The sequence below is a fragment of the Pseudomonas sp. D(2018) genome, assembly GCF_005502555.1.
Classification (GTDB): Bacteria; Pseudomonadota; Gammaproteobacteria; order Pseudomonadales; family Pseudomonadaceae; genus Metapseudomonas; species Metapseudomonas resinovorans.
The window spans coordinates 203,207-220,311 of record NZ_SCOK01000001.1 but is presented as its reverse complement, the minus strand read 5'-3'; the positions used below and the strand labels follow the sequence as shown (position 1 = coordinate 220,311).

Sequence of the window (17,105 nt, the reverse complement as noted above, 5' to 3'; positions counted from 1 at the left end):
CGACGACTTTTCGTACAAAACCTAGCGATGCGTACGGGGGCTCGATTCTTCGCTTTTTTGTAAGCCTTGGCACCGGGGGACGGGCGCGGCGTGTTGTGGGTAGTCCGTCCGTTGGACTTCGCTGCTTGTTTCAGGCAATGCCATCACCCACCCAGCGCAATGATCGCGAATATCAGTGCCGTGCCGACGAGCGCCAACACCGCGCCTGTCGCCCAAGGGTTGCCGCCGGAATAGCGGGCCAGCAGCCAACCTGAAAGAAACAGCATTGCCAGCGACACCAGGTTGGACGTTCGAATCGCCGGTCCGGTCTGGTCTATCAACAGAAAAGGTATGACCAGGGGGAACGTTGCCAGCACGACCAGCAGGAAGGTGCCCAGTGCACCCGCGAAATCCCTCAGGTCCAACCGCGCGCGAAGGGTTTTATCCGCGTTGGCCAGCAGGCGCAAACGCAACAACTCCAGGCCGTCCGGACCTGCCGCTGCGGAAATGCTCAGTGGCAAGGCGTCGGCAATCAGCTCCTGACCTTTGGCCGGACTTGCATCGCTTTGCAGGCGGAGGAGCAATGTGCGGCTGCGAGTGCGTTCAGTCCAGGTACGCAGCAGGTAGATGAGGGCATCGGCCAGGCCCCATGCGAGGTTACAGCCGAAAGCCGCGATCAGCATGGTTCTTGCCTCTTCACGGCCTGCCGTGGCAACGCTCAGCGATCCAATGAAGGTCATTGCCATCAGCAGTCCGAATATCACTTCGGTGATGCGGTCGACGGGTTCGAGTATTCGCTGCCGGGTGCCTCTTTCCTCGTGTTCCATCGCAGACCCTCGCTTTTTCAGCTTCGCGAGAGAAGTGTAGGCAAGGCGTCGGACCCGCGTGGGTTTCAGGGTCGACCCAGACCCAGACCGGCTTCCTACCCGCACTCGTAATCCCGTGGTCGCCCTTGATTAACGTGTGATCCGGACTGGAACTCGGCATGGCGCCAACTACGCTTGAGCTTGTCCCCACAGCGGGGATCGCCCTGACTCCCGACCTGATAGCGGGAGCAGAAGCGAGGAGTCCGATTCTCTTTTCCGCACTTTGCATCCTGCTTTCCAGGCAACTGGAGGGCGGACATTCAGATTTTTCCATCGGGGGTTCACCATGCGTTCTCACGTGATTGCTGTAACGGTCGCTGCACTTCTGGCTACGGGGGGATGCTCGAGCACAATGGTCGAGCCCGCCAATTACTCGGGGTTCCTTCCTAACTACCAGGTGCTGGAAAAGCAGGAGTCCGCCAGTGGGGTGAAGGTAGCCCGCTGGATAGATCCCGACATCGACCTGTCGCGCTATAGCAGCATTTATCTGGAGCCCAGCCAGTTCTACCCGCGTCCCCAGCCCAGCTCGCAGATACCCCAGGCCACGCTGGATGACATCACCCGGTACTACGATGCGGCGCTCAGGCGAGAGCTCGGATCGGTGGTGAGGATCAGCGATTCGCCCACGGCCGACAGTGTCATCGTGCGCCCGGCCATTACCGCTGTTTCGACGTCCACCGAGGGGCTCAAACCTTACGAGGTGATTCCCATCGCGCTTGTCGTCGCCGCGACATCTACAGCGATTGGCGCCCGGGACCAGCAAGTGGAAATCGCCACCGAAGCGATGTTCCTCGATGGAGGCAATACCAAACTCCTGGCGGAGGTGGTGCGCCAAGGCACCGGCGAAAGTTTGGAGAACAAGGAAGCGGTGCTTTCGGTGAAGAACATCCAGCCCGTAATCGACGGGTGGGCAAGTGACATGAGACTCGCCTATCTCCAGTTCCATAAACGTCCCTGACTGAGGCCGGCTGCCACAAGCCGACCAGCAAAGAACTCAGCAGGCTTCGTGCAAACCATCGTCGAGGGTGATGCCCTTTGCTCGCATCTGCTTGATCCGGAGAAAAAGGGGACCGGCTAATGGGTGTCCCCTTTTTGCCCCACTCGTTCCCTCCAGCCCGCTGGGATGCAATTTGATCGCGGAATGCAGCGGCGGATGATTCCGATTTTGATTTAGAATGCGCCTCTTTTCGTCGAGGCCAGCCATTCATGGATGTGCTCTTGTACGTCCATGAGCGCGTGGCCCAGTGGACGATCGATCCCGTAATCACCCAGTTCGCCGGCATTTTCGATCTGAATGGCCGCTTCGGCGTGTTGTTCCTGTGCATTTCCTATTGCATCGCCTACGGGCTGTTCCGATTCAGGAAGCATCGCGGGCTGACCGACGCGAGTTCGTTCTGGCAGTTCATCGGTGGCAGCGGGGTGTATTTCCACAGGTCGGCGTTGCTGGATTACCGCTACTACTTCGTGCGGGCGGTGCTCAAGGTGGCGCTGGTGGTGCCCATTGTCGGCCTGGTCGACCCGTACATCCTGAAGTCGGGGGACTACATCGCTTTTTTCACCAACCTCTGGGGCGAGCGCCCGCGGCTGGGTGAGAACCTCTCGCTTTCGCTGCTCTACGGGTTGGGCGTGTTCCTGGTGAAGGACTTCGTGCACTACTGGGCGCACCGGGCTTTTCATTCCCGCTGGCTCTGGGCGTTTCACAAGGTTCATCATTCGGCGCCCGTGCTGGTGCCGGCGACGGCGAGCCGGGTGCATTTTGTGGAGAAGATCGTCGAGAAGCTGAGCACCGGCGTCTTCCTGGGCCTCTATGCCGGCACCTTCTGGTATGCCTGCGGTGGGGAGATCAGCCGCTATACGTTGTTCGGCGTTACCTACCTGGTGTTCATCTGCAATGCCCTGGCGGCCAACCTACGGCACAGCCATGTGTGGCTGTCGTTCGGGCCTGTGGTCGAGCATGTGCTGAACAGTCCGGCCCAGCATCAGATTCACCACAGCGACGCGCCCAAGCACTTCAACAAGAACTTCGGCACCAACCTGTCGATCTGGGACTGGATGTTCGGCACGCTCTACGTCACCACCTCGAAGCCTGAGGACATCCGCTTCGGCACCTTGGAAAAGGACCACGACCGCTACCTGACGATCTACAGCCTGATCGTCACGCCATTCGTGGATACCGCGCGCAAGCTCGCCAGGGTGAAACGCCCGCAGCGATTTCCGCTGCGCAATGGCTGAGCCGATTGGCTGATGGTCGGTTGGGCTCCCGCGTTGCTCAAGATTCGCGACCGTGGGCCGACGCAGCCAGCTGCCCGGTGTCCACCCGCACGAACACGGAATCGCCGACGGCGGTCAGCAGCTCTCCCGCATAAACCTCGCAGATCACCCGGGTCTTGCGGCCCAGTTCGCCCTCCAGCCGGGCGCGCAGCAGCAGCGGTACGCCCATGGGCGTCGGCTTGATGAACTTGATGCCGAGGTTGCCGGTGACGCACTCGATGCGCGGCAGGCTACCGGGTTCGCGGCCCTCGGCGCGGTAGTGGTAGGCCATGGCGGTCCAGTTGGAGTGGCAGTCCACCAGCATGGCGATCAGCCCACCGTAAACCAGGTCCGGCCAGCCGCAGTACTTGGCATCCGGTACGTGCTCGGCCACGACATGGACGCCGTCTTCGTGCCAGTGGCTCTTGATGTGCAAACCGTGATGGTTGCGACCGCCGCAGCCATAGCAGACGCCATCCGGCGCGGCGGCGTCCTGCAGGGAGATGTCGTGCATGATCGACTCGTTTCGAAGGAATACGCGCCAAGCCTAGCGGCTTTGGCAACAAAGCAGAACGGGCCCCGCAGGGCCCGTTGCTCATTTCGACAGAAACTTCATCCCGTCTTCCAGGCCCCGCAGGGTCAGCGGGTACATCTGGTCGTTGATCAGCTCGCGGACGATGTTGGTGGAGGCGGTGTAGTTCCAGGTGTCTTTGGGGTAGGGGTTGATCCAGATGAGCTTCTTGTACTTCTCCATGAAGCGCTTCATCCAGGCGTAGCCCGGTTCTTCGTTCCAGTGCTCGACGCTGCCGCCGGCCTGGGTGATTTCGTAGGGGGCCATGGCGGCGTCGCCGACGAAGACCACTTTGTAGTCCGGGCCGTACTTGTGCAGCAGGTCCATCGTGGCGGTGCGTTCGGAGGTGCGGCGCAGGTTGTTCTTCCACACGGATTCGTAGACGAAGTTGTGGAAGTAGAAGTATTCGAGGTGCTTGAACTCGGTCTTGCAGGCCGAGAACAGCTCTTCGCAGACCTTCACGTGGGCGTCCATGGAGCCACCGATGTCCAGCAGCAGGAGCAGCTTCACGGTGTTGCGGCGTTCCGGGCGCATCTGGATGTTGAGCAGGCCGGCGTCCTTGGCGGTGTGGTCGATGGTGCCTTCCAGGTCCAGCTCTTCCGCCGCGCCTTCGCGGGCGAACTTGCGCAGTCGGCGCAGGGCGACCTTGATGTTGCGGGTGCCGAGTTCCACCTGGTCGTCGAGGTTCTTGTATTCGCGCTGGTCCCAGACCTTCACGGCCTTGCCCTGGCGCTTGCCGGCATCGCCGACGCGAATGCCTTCGGGGTTGAAGCCGCCAGAGCCGAAGGGGCTGGTGCCGCCGGTGCCGATCCACTTGTTGCCGCCAGCGTGGCGTTCCTTCTGCTCTTCGAGGCGCTTCTTGAATTCCTCGATCAGCTTGTCCAGGCCGCCGAGGGACTGGATCTGCGCACGCTCTTCATCGGTGAGCATGCGTTCGAATTCCTTGCGCAGCCATTCCTCGGGAATCAGCGCCTGGAGGTAGTCGTCGAGCTTTTCCAGGCCCTTGAAGTAGGCGCTGAAGGCACGGTCGAACTTGTCGAAATGGCGCTCGTCCTTGACCAGCACCGTGCGGGCGAGGAAGTAGAACTCGTCCATGTCGGCGAACACCACGTTGTGCTTCAACGCGTTGATCAGGTCCAGCAGCTCGCGGACCGAGACCGGCACCTTGGCTGCGCGCATTTCGTTGAACAGGTTGAGCAGCATTTATGCGCCCTCATCAATAACCGTAGGGTGGGTTAGCCGCGTAGCGACGTAACCCACCTTCGATGCCACAGGCATCGTTTTGGCCAGCCTGGCGGCCGGTTGGTGGGTTACGCTTCGCTAACCCACCCTACAAGCGCTTCTTAGCGGCTCGCGCGACGGCTCATGAAGGCCAGGCGTTCCAGCAGTTGCACGTCCTGCTCATTCTTCACCAGGGCGCCAGCCAGCGGCGGGATGGCCTTGGTGGGGTCGCGCTCGCGCAGCACGGCTTCGCCGATGTTGTCGGCCATCAGCAGCTTCAGCCAGTCCACCAGTTCGGAGGTGGAGGGCTTCTTCTTCAGGCCCGGCACCTTGCGCACGTCGAAGAACACGTCCAGCGCCTCGGCCACCAGCGAGTTGCTGATGTTCGGGTAGTGCACGTCGACGATCTTCTGCAGGGTGTCGCGGTCAGGGAAGGCGATGTAGTGGAAGAAGCAGCGGCGCAGGAAGGCGTCCGGCAGTTCCTTCTCGTTGTTCGAGGTGATGATGATGATCGGGCGCTGCTTGGCCTTGATGGTTTCGTTGGTCTCGTAAACGTAGAACTCCATCTTGTCGAGTTCTTGCAGCAGGTCGTTGGGGAACTCGATGTCGGCCTTGTCGATCTCGTCGATCAGCAGGATGACGCGCTCTTCGGATTCGAACGCCTCCCACAGCTTGCCTTTCTTGATGTAGTTGCGAACGTCGTGGACCTTGTCGGAATCCAGCTGGGAATCGCGCAGGCGGCTGACGGCGTCGTATTCGTACAGGCCCTGGTGCGCCTTGGTGGTGGACTTGATGTGCCAGGTGATCAGTTTGGCGCCGAAGGAGGCGGCCAGTTGCTCGGCCAGCATGGTCTTGCCGGTACCCGGTTCACCCTTGACCAGCAGCGGGCGCTGCAGGGTGATGGCGGCATTCACCGCGAGCTTGAGGTCGTCGGTGGCGACGTAGGACTGGGTGCCTTCGAACTTCATCAGTGAATCCTCGGACGTGAGACTCCGGTTGGAAAACCGGGCGGTTCAGTATTTGGGAAAACGCTGACTATAACGCGCGCACGAGTCGACTGTGAACGCAGACGATTCATTCAGTCACTGAATGGCAGGAATGCCCTCAAACCGCCCCCGTGGAGCGCTGGACGCTCCTGAGGATGGGCCGTAGGCTTGGGCACTTTTCCGCCATGACAAGGATTCCGCCATGAGCCGCATTTTCGCCGACAACTCGCAAGCCATTGGCAACACTCCCCTGGTGCGTATCAACCACCTGGGGCCGCGCAGTGTGACCATTCTCGCCAAGATCGAGGGCCGCAACCCCGCTTACTCGGTGAAGTGCCGCATCGGCGCCAGCATGATCTGGGACGCAGAGGCTTCCGGCCGACTCAAGCCGGGCATGACCCTGGTGGAACCCACCTCCGGCAACACTGGCATCGGCCTGGCTTTCGTCGCCGCCGCCCGTGGCTACAAGCTGATCCTCACCATGCCGGCCTCCATGAGCCTGGAGCGGCGCAAGGTGCTGAAGGCGCTGGGTGCGGAGCTGGTGCTCACCGAGCCGGCCAAGGGCATGAAGGGCGCGATCGAGAAGGCCAATGAACTGGTCGCGTCCAATCCCGAGCAGTACCTGCTGCTGCAACAGTTCGAGAACCCGGCCAACCCGGCGATCCACGAGAAGACCACTGGTCCGGAAATCTGGAACGATACTGATGGCGCGGTGGATGTACTGGTGGCCGGCGTCGGCACCGGCGGCACCATCACCGGTGTGTCTCGCTACATCAAGCAAACCTGCGGCAAGCCGATTCTTTCGGTGGCGGTGGAGCCGGTGTCTTCGCCGGTGATCAGCCAGACCCTGGCCGGCGATGAAGTGAAGCCCAGCCCGCACAAGATCCAGGGCATCGGCGCCGGCTTCGTGCCGAAGAACCTCGACCTGACTCAGGTCGATCGCGTCGAGCAGAGCACCGATGACGAAGCCAAGACCATGGCCCTGCGCCTGATGCGCGAAGAGGGCATCCTCTGCGGCATCTCGTCCGGTGCTGCAATGGCAGTCGCCGTGCGACTGGCCGAGCGTCCGGAAATGCAGGGCAAGACCATCGTGGTGATCCTGCCGGACTCGGGCGAGCGCTACCTGTCCAGCATGCTGTTCGACGGCCTGTTTACCGAGCAAGAGCTGCAACAGTAGGTTGGCGTTGAGCGCAGCGAAACCCAACGTGGGCATCCGTGCCACTGGCGTTGGGCTTCGCTCCGCGCTGTCACGACCTACATAGTTTCCTGGCATTTGGCACACCCTGCGGCATGCGGGGTGGGCCATCTCCTTCTTATGGTCTGGTTTCCTCGCGGGCACGCTGGGACTTGTCGCGCATTGTCACTGGCAGCGGTGATGGCGAAGCTGGAAACCCCGCACGACGGGGTCTCGATCCACAAGCAGCCAGGACAAAAAGACAATGACACGTTCCTTCGCGCCCCTCCTTCTGACGCTGGCCATGTCCGCCGCCGCCCAGGCGGCCGATACGGTGAAGATCTACAACTGGAGCGAGTACATCGCCCCGGACACCGTGGCCAACTTCAGCAAGGAAACCGGCATCCAGGCCAGCTACGACGTCTACGACAGCAACGAGACCCTCGACGGCAAACTGATGACCGGCAAAACCGGCTACGACGTGGTGGTGCCGTCCAACCACTTCATGGCCAAGCAGATCCAGGCCGGTGCCCTGAAGAAGCTGGACAAGGCCCAGCTACCCAACTGGAAGAACCTCAACCCGGTGCTGCTCAAGGCGCTGGAAGTGAACGACCCGGGCAACCAGTACGGCTTCCCTTACCTCTGGGGCAGCACCGGCATCGGCTACAACGTCGACAAGGTGAAGGCGGTGCTGGGCGATAACGCCCCGGTGGATTCCTGGGACCTGTTCTTCAAGCCGGAGAACATGGAGAAGCTGGCCAAGTGCGGCGTTGCTGTGCTCGACAATGGCCCGGAGCTGCTGCCCATCACCCTCAACTACCTGGGCCTGCCGCACCACAGCCAGAAGCCGGAAGACTACAAGACCGCTCAGGCCGAGCTGCTGAAAGTGCGCCCCTACATCACCTACTTCCATTCCTCGAAGTACATCAGCGACCTGGCTAATGGCGATATTTGCGTGGCGGTCGGCTTCTCCGGCGACATCCTCCAGGCGGCCACCCGCGCCAAGGAAGCGGGCAACGGTGTGAACATCCAGTACTCCACGCCGAAGGAAGGCTCGCCCATGTGGTTCGACATGGTCGCGATGCCCGCCGATGCGCCCGATGAAGCGGCTGGCTACGCCTTCCTCAACTACCTGCTGCGCCCGGATGTGATGGCCGGCATCAGCAACTCGGTGCACTACGCCAACGGCAACGCGGCCGCTGACCCGCTGGTGGAGGCCGCGATCAAGGCCGACCCGGCCATCTACCCGCCGGCCGACGTGATGAAGAACCTCTTCGCCTTGGAGTCCATGCCGCAGAAGATCGACCGCGTGCGGACCCGTACGTGGAATGCGGTGAAGACGGGGCGCTAGGGCTCGTCCCGCACGATCTCGTGTAGGGGCGAATTCATTCGCCATGCGGGCCGAAGGTCCGCCCCTGGGGGATTCGGTGGAGCACGGTGTGCTCCTTGGCGAATGAATTCGCTCCCACAGAGAAGCGCACTGCGGTTACCCCGCCGATTTTGCTGCAGCCGGCACCGCCGCCGGCTTGAGCACCAGCCAAAGCGCCAGCGCGATGAGCACGCCGCCTTGCAGGTGCGCCATCGACACCGACTCATCGAGCAGCAGCACACCCCAGAACACGCCGAACGGCGGGATCAGGAAGGTCACGGTCATGGTCTTCACCGGTCCGACGTTGGCGATCAGGCGGAAGTAGAGGATGTAGGCGAACGAGGTGCAGACGAATCCCAGCGCTGCCAGGGCCAGCCAGGTTGCAGGATGCAGCAGGGGCTCCAGCGGCATGCTCGGGGCTTCCCAGGCGAATGCCGGCACCAGGCAGAGCGTGGCGCCGATCTGGCAGCCGAGGGCCACCATGCCGCTGTCCATGCCGCCTGCCTCGGTGATCCAGCGTTTGGTCATGAAGCCGGCGAAGCCATAGCAGGTGGTGGCCACCAGGCAAGCTGCCGCGCCCCAGAGCAACTGAGCGTCGAAGGCCACCGGCCCGGTGCGGGTCAGCACCGCCACCCCGGCCAGGCCCATGAGCACGCCAGCGGCCTTGGCGCCTGTGAGTTTCTCGGCGAAGAACAGCGCGCCGATCAGCACGCCCATCAGCGGTGTGGTGGCATTGAAAATGGCGGAGTAACCGGCCGGCAAGACCTGCGCCGCCAGGGCGTACATGGCGGCGGGAACCCCGGAGCTGACGATGCCGATCACCATCGTCTTGCCCAGCTTGCCGCGAAAGTCCCAGTTGCTGCGCAGCACTGCAAGAATCACTGCCAGCCCGATGGCCGAGAGCAGTACCCGCAGGAAGGCCGTGGGCAGTGCACCGATGTCCGGCACCAGCATGCGGATGAACAGGAAGCTGGCGCCCCAGATGGCGGCAAGGCTCAACAGGCGGATGAGGTCGGCGGGTTTCATGGCGGGCTCCAGGCAGTGGAGCCGGCACGATGCGCCGCCGTGAACAGCGGCGCAATCCACAACTTGCTTTCAAATTGGCGGAACAGTTTGGCTGGGGCGAAATCGCCTTTTTGTAGGGGCGAATTCATTCGCCAAGGGCGGCGTAGCTGCCCCATGGATGCTTCCTGGGCAGGTCTTCGACCTGCATGGCGAATGAATTCGCCCCCACAAGAGCCATCAGAAACTCTTGCTCACGCTGGCCACCCAGGTCGCCGTGCAGACGTCGGTGAAGCCGTAGTTGCTGGCGCACTCGGACTCGGACAGGTCGGTGTCGACGTAGGCGATGCCCCAGGTGGCGCCGATGAAGTCGCGGGTCAGCTTGGCTTGCCACTCGCGGTAGTCGTCGGAGCTGGTGCCATTGTTGGACCAGAACATCGGGTCCTTGAAGTCCACGCGCCCGTAGCGCAGTTCCAGGCCGACTTCCAGCGGCAGGGTGGTCTGATAGCCGACGTAGGTATACAGAGAATCCTGGTCTTCGCCGAACACGGTGGACGCGTCGTTGGAGTAATACGCACCCATCTGGAAGCCATAAGCGCCGAGGATGGCGTACACCTCGCTCATGTTGAACTGGCTTTCCTTCGGGTAGCTGTACTTGATGTAGCCAAGGTCCAGGTTCACATCGTCCGTGGCCTGCCAGTACCAGCCGGCGTAGTAGTCCACCTCCTGGCGGGTCTTGAGGCCGAAGCCGAAATCCACGTTCGAGGTCCAGGCGCCCGCGTACAGGCCGCTGCTGTGGAGCAGGGTGGCGCCACCTTGGGCGGCCGGGTCGTTCTGGGTCTGGGAAATGCCGCGGGTGCGGTAGTCGCTGGCCAGGGTCAGGTCGATCTGCACGGCGAAATCGTCGTTCAGTTGCACGGCCTGGCAGGCGAAGGGAGCCAGGGTCAGGGCGAGGAGCGTGATGCGGCGCATGGGGTGTCCCGTTGTTGTGGTTGTTATGGCAGATGCGGGCAAGGCTCCGCCCGGCCCCCGCCATGCGGCGGGAGCTGAGCGTGGAGCAGAGGTTTCTTGTGCTTAGCGGTCGGCGCTGAAGACTTCGCGACCGGCGAACCAGGTCTTGAGAACGCGAGTTTCGGCCAGGTCCTTGTCGGGCACACTGAGCACATCGCGGTCGAGCAGGATGAAGTCGGCCTGCTTGCCAGGGGTGAGGGAGCCGATCTGCTTGTCCAGGCCGATGGTGCGGGCGGCATTCAGGGTGTAGGCCTGGAGCATGGTTTCCCGGTCGATGCGCTCGTCGGCATTCAGTACGCCTTTGGGACCATCACGGCTTACGGCCTGGTAGATCGCCAGCCACGGGTTGGGCGACGACACCGGCCAGTCACTGGCGCCGGCGATGGTGGCGCCCTGGCTCAGCAGCGAGTGGGCCGGGTACTGGTAGCGGAAGGCGAAGGCGCTGACGTAGGGCTTGACCAGGTCCAGCGTGTAGTCGTCGCCGGAGGCCCAGAGCAGTTGCATCGAGGCCGTCACGTCAAGCGGCTTGAAGCGCGCGAATTCCTCGGGGTTCACCAGTTGCAGGTGGGTGATGGAGTGGGCGATGCCGCTCTGCCGGTCCTTGCGTGCCTGTTCGATACCGTTGAGGGACTCGCGCACCGCGCGGTCGCCGATGGCGTGGATATGCACCAGCCAGCCACGGGCGTCGGCGGCGCTCACCAGCTCACCGAAGTGCGCCGGGTCGATCAGCAGTTCGCCGCGCTTTTGCGAGTTGTTGTACGGGTCGATCAGCGCCGCGCTCTGGGCTGGATACTCCAGCACGCCATCGGCGAAGACCTTGATGCCCGGCAGGCTGAGGTTGGGGATGCCCTGGAACTGCTGGCGCACCTTGTCCAGTGTTTCGAGGTCGGCGGGGCGGCTCTTCGGGTTGGCCACCAGCAGTGCGGCGACGTGGGCGTTCAGCTCGCCTTTGTTGGCCAGGGCCTTGTACACCGGCAACACACCCACCGTCTTTTCCGTGGGTTTGAGGGCGAATACCGCCTCACCCGGCGCAGCGTTCGCGGCCGGGTCCATCCAGGCAGTGATGCCCTGGCTGTTGTTGAACTTCACCGCCGATTCGCCAGCGCGCAGCAACTCGTCGGCGCTGGCGGCTGGTATCACTGCAGCCAGGCGGTCCCAGCCGGCGTCCACGGCAAAGCCGTTGGGCTGACCGTCCTTGCTCACGCCCAGGGTGCCGCGCTCGGCTTCCGGCAGGGAGGCGACCAGCTTCGCGTCGATACCGGCACGCTCCAGCATGGCCTGGTTCGCCCAGCCGGTGTGGTGGTCGCTGCCACTGAACACCACCGGCACCTTCGCCCATTCGCCGTTGTTGAACACCTGGCGCAGCTCCTCGGCCTTGCCCCAGTAGGCCGAACTCATGCCGGCGATGTTCAGCACATCGCCGTGGCGGGCGCTGCCGTCGTCGCGCCAGGTGCGCAGGCGCTTCTCCAGTTCGGCCAGCTCGACCACCTCGTCCTCCATGTTGGCGGACATCATCTCCAGGCCGCCGAAGATGGCGTGGGAGTGGGTGTCCACCAGGCCCGGCAGCAGGCGCTTGCCGGCCAGGTCGATGATCTGGGTGGAAGCGTCGGCCAGGGCCTTGATCTCGGCGTCGGTGCCCACTTTCAGGACTTTGCCGTCAGCCACCGCCATGGCTTGCGCGTCGGGTTGGGACGGGTCGGCGGTGTATAGCTTGCCGTTGAGCAACACCAGGTCGGCGGCTGCCATGGACGCCGTCGAGGAAAAAGCCAGTGCCACGGCCAGGAGGGTGGGCGTGAAGCCTTTCATTGGTAAACCCCTTGTTTTTATTGATCTGGCAGCGAGACTAGCGATTGGCCCGGGCTGGCAGAACGCCCGAATCGCGCAAAACCCTTTTTCCTGAATGGAAAAACCATGGACAAGCTCGGCGCTATCAGCATGTTCGTTGTCACGGCGGAACACGGCAGTTTCAGCCGTGCTGCCGAGCAACTGGGCAAGACCCCTTCGGCCCTGACCAAGGCCGTTACCCATCTGGAAGATGAACTCGGCGTGCGGCTGTTCGAGCGCAGCACGCGACGCACGGTGCTGACCGAGGCCGGGCGGGTCTACCTGGAAACCGCGCGCCAGGTACTCCAGCGCCTGCATGAGGTGGGTGAGGAAGTGGGGCAGTTGCAGCATGGCCTGTACGGCAATCTGCGGCTCACCGCGCCACTGGCGTTCGGGCGGGCCTTTCTGGATGACGTCTGCGCCGGCTTCCTCGCCGAGTACCCGCAGATTCGCCTGCGGGTGGACCTCAGCGACTCGTTCGTCGATCTGGTGGAAAGTGGCTATGACCTGGCCCTGCGCGAAGGCCGTGGTGATCAGCCGGGGTTGATCGCCAAGGTGGTCGGGCGCAATCGCCTGGCGTTGTGCGCCAGCCCGGCCTATCTCGCGCGCAAACCCCTGCCGGTCACCCCGGAAACCCTCGACCAGCACGACTGGCTGCTCTACCGCCACGCGGCGCTGAGCCGGACCTACTGGTGGGTGGAGAAGGACGGACAGCGCCTGAGTCTCCTGCAGCCTGCAGCACCACGTCTGGAAAGCGACAACTACGACCTGCTGCTGGCCAACGCGCTGGCCGGTGCGGGCCTGTTCCATGCACCGCTCTGGAGCGGCGCCCCTTACTTCGCCGACGGCCGCCTGGTCCGCCTGATGGCTGACTACGAGATCGACCCGGACGCCTTCGGCCCGCAGATCCTCGCCGTCTACCCCAGCCATCGCCGCGCCACCGGCAAGGTGCTTGCCTTCATCGACTATCTGGCTCGCTACCTGGCGCAACGCGGGCTGGCGTGAAGGATGGCTTCTCGTTGTTGTGGGGGCGAATTCATATGAACGTGGGAAACCACGTCCTTAGGGCGTGGTCATGAGTCATCGGCTCTGCCTGTGATGATCGGAATGCCTGACTTACAGGATGAGGTCGGATCGTCAGTAGCCCGGATGATATCCGCGGAAAGTCCAATCGCCGCTCCCGGACTTCATCGGGGTTACGGCGAACCTGCGGTCCGCTTGGCGATTGAAATCGCCCCCACAGATGACTAGAAACGCTTGCTCACGCTCGCGACCCAGGTTGCCGTGCACACATCGGTGAAGCCGTAGTAGCTGGCGCACTCGGACTGGGACAGGTCGGTATCGACGTAGGCGATGCCCCAGGTGGCGCCGATGAAGTCGCGCGTCAGCTTGGCTTCCCACTCACGGTAGTCGTCCGAGCTGGTGCCGCCGTTGGACCAGAACAGCGGGTCTTTGAAGTCGTTGCGCCCGTAGCGCAGTTTCAGGCCCACCTCCAGGGGCAGGGTGGTTTCGTAGCTGACGTAGCTGTAGAGCGTGTCCTGCTTCTCGCCGAAGAAGTTCTTCGCGTCGTTGGAGTACTGGGCGGCGAGCTTGAAGCCGTAGGCGCCGAGGATGGCGTAGACCTCGCTCTGGTTGAACTGCCCTTCCTTCGGGTAGCTGTACTTGATGTAGCCGAGGTCCAGGCTTACATCGTCGGTGGCCTGCCAGTACCAGCCGGCGTAGTAGTCCACTTCCTGGCGGGTTTTCAGGCCGAATCCGAAGTCGACGTTCGAGGTCCAGACCCCGGCGTACAGCCCGCTGCTGTGGAGCAGGGTGGCGCCGGCCTGGGCGGCGGGGTCGTTCTGCGTCTGGGAAATGCCGCGGGTGCGGTAGTCGCTGGCCAGGGTCAGGTCGACCTGCAGGGAAAGGTCGTCGGAAAGTTGCACGGCCTGGCAGGCAAAAGGGGTCAGGGCAAGGGCGAGGAGGGTGAAGCGTTTCATCGAGGGGTTCCCGTTGTTGTGATTGTTCGGGCAGGTGCAGGCAAGGCTCCGCCAGGCCCCCGCAGGTGGCGGGAGCTGGGCGCGGAGCAGGGACTTTCTTGTGGTTAGAGGTCGGCGCTGAAGACTTCGCGGCCGGCGAACCAGGTTTTCAGCACGCGGGTGTCACGCAGGGCTTCGGGCTCTACCTGGAATACGTCGCGGTCCAGCAGGATCAGGTCGGCCTGTTTGCCGGGGGCGAGGGAGCCGATCTGCTTTTCGAGGCCCATGGTGCGGGCGGAGTTGAGGGTGTAGGCCTGGAACATGGTTTCCCGGTCGATCTCCTCGTCGGGGTTCAGCACGCCCTTTGGCCCCTTGCGGCTGACCGCCTGGTAGATCGCTTTCCAGGGTTCGGGCGTGGTCACCGGCCAGTCGCTGGCGCCGGAAATGGTGGCGCCGTTCTTCAGCAGAGAGCGGGCGGGGTACTGGTACTGGAAGGCCATGGCGCTGATGTAGGGCTGCACCAGGTCCAGGGTGGAGTCGTCGGCGCTGGCCCAGTAAAGCTGCATGGAGGCGATGACATCCAGCGGCTTGAAGCGGGCGAACTCCTTGGGGTTGACCATCTGCAGGTGGGTGACTGAGTGGGCGATGCCGCTCTGGCGGTCCTTGCGCGCCTGCTCGATGCCATTGAGGGCTTCACGCACCGCACGGTCGCCGATGGCATGGACATGCACCAGCCAGCCACGGTCATCCGCCGCGCTGACCATCTCACCGAAATGCGCCGGGTCGATCAGCAACTCGCCGTACTTTTTCGAGTTCTTGTAGGGCTCCAGCAGGGCGGCAGTCTGCGCGGGAAACTCAGGCACGCCGTCGGCGAAGATCTTGATGCCCGGCAGGGTCAGGTTGGGCAACCCCTGGAACTGCTGGCGCACTTGGTCGAGCGTTGCCAGGTCGGCCGGGGTACTGCGCGGGTGGGCCACCAGCAGGGCGGCGACATGGGCGGTCAGCTCGCCTTTCTCGGCCATGGCCTTGTACACCGGGAGGATGCCGAGCGTTTGGGCAGTGGGCTTGAAGTCGAACAGCGGCTCGCCCGGCGCGGCGTTGGCGGCCGGGTCCATCCAGGCAGTGATGCCCAGGCTGAGGTTGTAGCGCAGGGCGGCGCGGCCGGCTTCCAGCAGTTGCTCGGCGGTGGCCTGCGGGAACTGCGCCAGTACCGGGTCGAGGCCTGCATCGGCGAGAAAGCCGTTGGGGCGTTTGTCTTCATGGTGGCCGATGGTGGCCAACTGTTCGCCCTTGAGGGCTTTCACGGTTTCGGCGTTGATACCGGCCCGTTTGAGCATGGCCTGGTTGGCCCAGCCGGTGTGGTGGTCCCAGCCGACGAACACGATGGGCTCATCGGCCCATTCGCCCTGATTGAAGCGTTGCTCGAACTCCGCAACCTGGCTCCAGTAGGCCGAGGGCAGGCCACCGACGCTGAGGATGTCGCCATGGCGCGCCTTGCCGTTGTCGCGCCACTCGCGCAGCCGCTGCTCCAGCTCCGCCATGGGGAGGAGCTGCGTGTTGACGTTGGCCGCGGCGAGCTCCAGCCCGCCCATCACGGCGTGGGAGTGGGAGTCCACGAAACCCGGCATCAGCACCTTGCCGTCGAGGTCGATTACCCGGGTGCCGGATTCCTTCAGTCGCAGCACCTCGGCGTTGTTGCCGACGGCGCGGACTTTGCCGCCCTCGACTGCCACGGCCTGTTGCAAGGGTTGGCCGGGTTCGGCGGTGTACACCTTGGCGTTATGCAGAATGAGATCGACAGCCGCCATGCTTTCCATCGAGGAACAAGCCAGCGCGGCGGCCATCAGGGTGGGGACGAAGGTTTTCATCGGGTAGTTTCCGGTTCTTGTTGGTCTACTGGTGAGCCTAACCAAGCCGGTCGTGCGGCAGAATGCTATGTTCTCGCACAACTTTTGTGCCGATTCGGAATAGATCAATGGACAAGCTCAGCGCGCTCACCATGTTCGTCGCCACCGCCGAGCACGGCAGCTTCAGCCGTGCCGCCGAGCAATTGGGCAAGACGCCCTCCGCGCTGACCAAGGCGGTGGGGCACCTGGAAAGCGAGCTGGGCATCCGTCTGTTCGAGCGCACTACCCGACGCATGGCGCTCACAGAAGCTGGGCACATCTACCTGGAAGGCGCGCGCCAGGCACTGATGCAGTTGCAGTTGGCTGGAGAGGAGGTGGACCAGTTGCAGCACGAGCTGCGCGGTAGCCTGCGCCTCACGGCGCCGCCGTCGTTCGGGCCGGCCTTTCTCAATGAAGTCTGCTGTCGCTTCATGCTCGAGCACCCCCAGGTGCGCCTGGAGGTGGACCTGAACGACGCCTTCGTCGACCTGATCGACGGCGGCTACGACCTGGCCCTTCGCGACGGGCCAACGGACTTGCCGGGGCTGATTGCCCGGCCGTTGACGGAGAACCGCATCCTGCTCTGCGCCAGCCCGGCCTATCTGCAACGCAAGGGAATGGACCTAAGCCTGGAAAATTACGAGCAGCACGACTGGCTGGTATTCCGCCATCCGTTGCTCAACCGGCACTTCTGGTGGGTGCGGCTGGGTGAAGAGCGTATCCGCCTGCAACAGCCGGCGCCCAGGCTGGCCAGCGACAACTACGACTTCCTGCTCGCGTGCGCGCTGCGCGGCCAGGGTCTGCAGTTCCTCCCGCAATGGAGCGCCGCCCCGTACCTGGAGCGAGGTGAGCTGGTGCGGCTGTTGCCCGACTACCTTCTCGAGCCCGATGCCTTTGGCCCCTGGGTGCATATCCTCTACCTGGCCCACCGCCGTCGTACCCGCAAAGTGCGGGTATTCATCGAGATGCTGGAGGGGTACATGCGGGAGCGGGGGATAGCCTGAAAGT

General features: G+C 63.3%; 15 protein-coding genes. 6 read left to right on the top strand and 9 right to left on the bottom strand.

Features of this window, described 5'->3' with window-relative positions:
* Window positions 1-143 precede the first annotated feature (143 nt).
* Window positions 144-806, bottom strand: a complete 663-nt coding sequence (locus FFS60_RS00865; RefSeq protein WP_137820826.1) for a hypothetical protein — start codon at window positions 804-806, stop codon at window positions 144-146.
* A 325-nt stretch (window positions 807-1,131) separates the two neighbouring features.
* Here FFS60_RS00865 and FFS60_RS00860 point away from each other — a divergent pair, with 325 nt between their 5' ends.
* A complete protein-coding gene (locus FFS60_RS00860; protein WP_028629018.1) occupies window positions 1,132-1,803 on the top strand; it encodes a DUF3313 domain-containing protein in 672 nt (223 codons plus the stop codon).
* 248 nt (window positions 1,804-2,051) lie between these two features.
* On the top strand, window positions 2,052-3,077 hold the full coding sequence (locus tag FFS60_RS00855) for a sterol desaturase family protein (RefSeq protein ID WP_137820825.1): 1,026 nt from the start codon (window positions 2,052-2,054) through the stop codon (window positions 3,075-3,077).
* 37 nt (window positions 3,078-3,114) lie between these two features.
* Here FFS60_RS00855 and FFS60_RS00850 read toward each other — a convergent pair whose 3' ends face one another.
* The 3 genes from FFS60_RS00850 to FFS60_RS00840 all read right to left on the bottom strand — a co-directional run bounded on the left by FFS60_RS00850 (window position 3,115) and on the right by FFS60_RS00840 (window position 5,855).
* Window positions 3,115-3,609 carry a PaaI family thioesterase gene (locus FFS60_RS00850; RefSeq protein ID WP_137820824.1) on the bottom strand — a complete coding sequence of 165 codons (495 nt, stop codon included), beginning with the start codon at window positions 3,607-3,609 and terminating at the stop codon, window positions 3,115-3,117.
* Between the two features lie 81 nt (window positions 3,610-3,690).
* Window positions 3,691-4,869, bottom strand: coding sequence for a VWA domain-containing protein (locus FFS60_RS00845; protein WP_028629021.1), 1,179 nt, complete (start codon window positions 4,867-4,869; stop codon window positions 3,691-3,693).
* A gap of 140 nt (window positions 4,870-5,009) precedes the next feature.
* Window positions 5,010-5,855, bottom strand: coding sequence for a MoxR family ATPase (locus FFS60_RS00840; protein WP_028629022.1), 846 nt, complete (start codon window positions 5,853-5,855; stop codon window positions 5,010-5,012).
* A gap of 220 nt (window positions 5,856-6,075) precedes the next feature.
* Between FFS60_RS00840 and cysK the strand changes: the two genes are divergently transcribed.
* Together cysK and FFS60_RS00830 are read left to right on the top strand one after the other, a co-directional pair.
* Window positions 6,076-7,050: a cysteine synthase A gene (cysK, locus tag FFS60_RS00835; RefSeq protein WP_137820823.1), complete on the top strand. Its 975-nt coding sequence runs from the start codon at window positions 6,076-6,078 to the stop codon at window positions 7,048-7,050.
* Window positions 7,051-7,312: 262 nt separating this feature from the next.
* Window positions 7,313-8,398, top strand: coding sequence for a polyamine ABC transporter substrate-binding protein (locus tag FFS60_RS00830; RefSeq protein WP_028629024.1), 1,086 nt, complete (start codon window positions 7,313-7,315; stop codon window positions 8,396-8,398).
* Between the two features lie 135 nt (window positions 8,399-8,533).
* Here the strand turns inward: FFS60_RS00830 and FFS60_RS00825 are convergent, their stop codons facing one another.
* From FFS60_RS00825 to FFS60_RS00815, 3 genes are all read right to left on the bottom strand, one after another.
* Window positions 8,534-9,442, bottom strand: coding sequence for a DMT family transporter (locus FFS60_RS00825; protein ID WP_137820822.1), 909 nt, complete (start codon window positions 9,440-9,442; stop codon window positions 8,534-8,536).
* A gap of 216 nt (window positions 9,443-9,658) precedes the next feature.
* On the bottom strand, window positions 9,659-10,390 hold the full coding sequence (locus FFS60_RS00820; RefSeq protein ID WP_137820821.1) for a TorF family putative porin: 732 nt from the start codon (window positions 10,388-10,390) through the stop codon (window positions 9,659-9,661).
* Window positions 10,391-10,492: 102 nt separating this feature from the next.
* Window positions 10,493-12,235 carry an amidohydrolase gene (locus tag FFS60_RS00815; protein ID WP_028630394.1) on the bottom strand — a complete coding sequence of 581 codons (1,743 nt, stop codon included), beginning with the start codon at window positions 12,233-12,235 and terminating at the stop codon, window positions 10,493-10,495.
* A 105-nt stretch (window positions 12,236-12,340) separates the two neighbouring features.
* Here FFS60_RS00815 and FFS60_RS00810 point away from each other — a divergent pair, with 105 nt between their 5' ends.
* Window positions 12,341-13,258, top strand: a complete 918-nt coding sequence (locus tag FFS60_RS00810; protein WP_137820820.1) for a LysR family transcriptional regulator — start codon at window positions 12,341-12,343, stop codon at window positions 13,256-13,258.
* A 242-nt stretch (window positions 13,259-13,500) separates the two neighbouring features.
* Here FFS60_RS00810 and FFS60_RS00805 read toward each other — a convergent pair whose 3' ends face one another.
* Together FFS60_RS00805 and FFS60_RS00800 are read right to left on the bottom strand one after the other, a co-directional pair.
* On the bottom strand, window positions 13,501-14,232 hold the full coding sequence (locus FFS60_RS00805) for a TorF family putative porin (protein WP_028630396.1): 732 nt from the start codon (window positions 14,230-14,232) through the stop codon (window positions 13,501-13,503).
* 104 nt (window positions 14,233-14,336) lie between these two features.
* Window positions 14,337-16,079, bottom strand: coding sequence for an amidohydrolase (locus FFS60_RS00800; RefSeq protein ID WP_137820819.1), 1,743 nt, complete (start codon window positions 16,077-16,079; stop codon window positions 14,337-14,339).
* Window positions 16,080-16,186: 107 nt separating this feature from the next.
* On the opposite strand from FFS60_RS00800, the gene FFS60_RS00795 reads away from it, so the two are divergent.
* On the top strand, window positions 16,187-17,101 hold the full coding sequence (locus FFS60_RS00795) for a LysR family transcriptional regulator (protein WP_028630398.1): 915 nt from the start codon (window positions 16,187-16,189) through the stop codon (window positions 17,099-17,101).
* Window positions 17,102-17,105 lie beyond the last annotated feature (4 nt).

Excerpts from the sequence above, each read along its gene's own strand:
- FFS60_RS00810 (WP_137820820.1), top strand. The coding sequence starts at position 12,341 with ATGGACAAGCTCGGCGCTATCAGCATGTTCGTTGTCACGGCGGAACAC.
- FFS60_RS00815 (WP_028630394.1), bottom strand. The coding sequence starts at position 12,235 with ATGAAAGGCTTCACGCCCACCCTCCTGGCCGTGGCACTGGCTTTTTCC.
- FFS60_RS00825 (WP_137820822.1), bottom strand. The coding sequence starts at position 9,442 with ATGAAACCCGCCGACCTCATCCGCCTGTTGAGCCTTGCCGCCATCTGG.
- FFS60_RS00855 (WP_137820825.1), top strand. The coding sequence starts at position 2,052 with ATGGATGTGCTCTTGTACGTCCATGAGCGCGTGGCCCAGTGGACGATC.
- FFS60_RS00795 (WP_028630398.1), top strand. The coding sequence starts at position 16,187 with ATGGACAAGCTCAGCGCGCTCACCATGTTCGTCGCCACCGCCGAGCAC.
- FFS60_RS00860 (WP_028629018.1), top strand. The coding sequence starts at position 1,132 with ATGCGTTCTCACGTGATTGCTGTAACGGTCGCTGCACTTCTGGCTACG.
- FFS60_RS00820 (WP_137820821.1), bottom strand. The coding sequence starts at position 10,390 with ATGCGCCGCATCACGCTCCTCGCCCTGACCCTGGCTCCCTTCGCCTGC.
- FFS60_RS00865 (WP_137820826.1), bottom strand. The coding sequence starts at position 806 with ATGGAACACGAGGAAAGAGGCACCCGGCAGCGAATACTCGAACCCGTC.
- FFS60_RS00850 (WP_137820824.1), bottom strand. The coding sequence starts at position 3,609 with ATGCACGACATCTCCCTGCAGGACGCCGCCGCGCCGGATGGCGTCTGC.
- cysK (WP_137820823.1), top strand. The coding sequence starts at position 6,076 with ATGAGCCGCATTTTCGCCGACAACTCGCAAGCCATTGGCAACACTCCC.
- FFS60_RS00800 (WP_137820819.1), bottom strand. The coding sequence starts at position 16,079 with ATGAAAACCTTCGTCCCCACCCTGATGGCCGCCGCGCTGGCTTGTTCC.
- FFS60_RS00840 (WP_028629022.1), bottom strand. The coding sequence starts at position 5,855 with ATGAAGTTCGAAGGCACCCAGTCCTACGTCGCCACCGACGACCTCAAG.
- FFS60_RS00845 (WP_028629021.1), bottom strand. The coding sequence starts at position 4,869 with ATGCTGCTCAACCTGTTCAACGAAATGCGCGCAGCCAAGGTGCCGGTC.
- FFS60_RS00830 (WP_028629024.1), top strand. The coding sequence starts at position 7,313 with ATGACACGTTCCTTCGCGCCCCTCCTTCTGACGCTGGCCATGTCCGCC.
- FFS60_RS00805 (WP_028630396.1), bottom strand. The coding sequence starts at position 14,232 with ATGAAACGCTTCACCCTCCTCGCCCTTGCCCTGACCCCTTTTGCCTGC.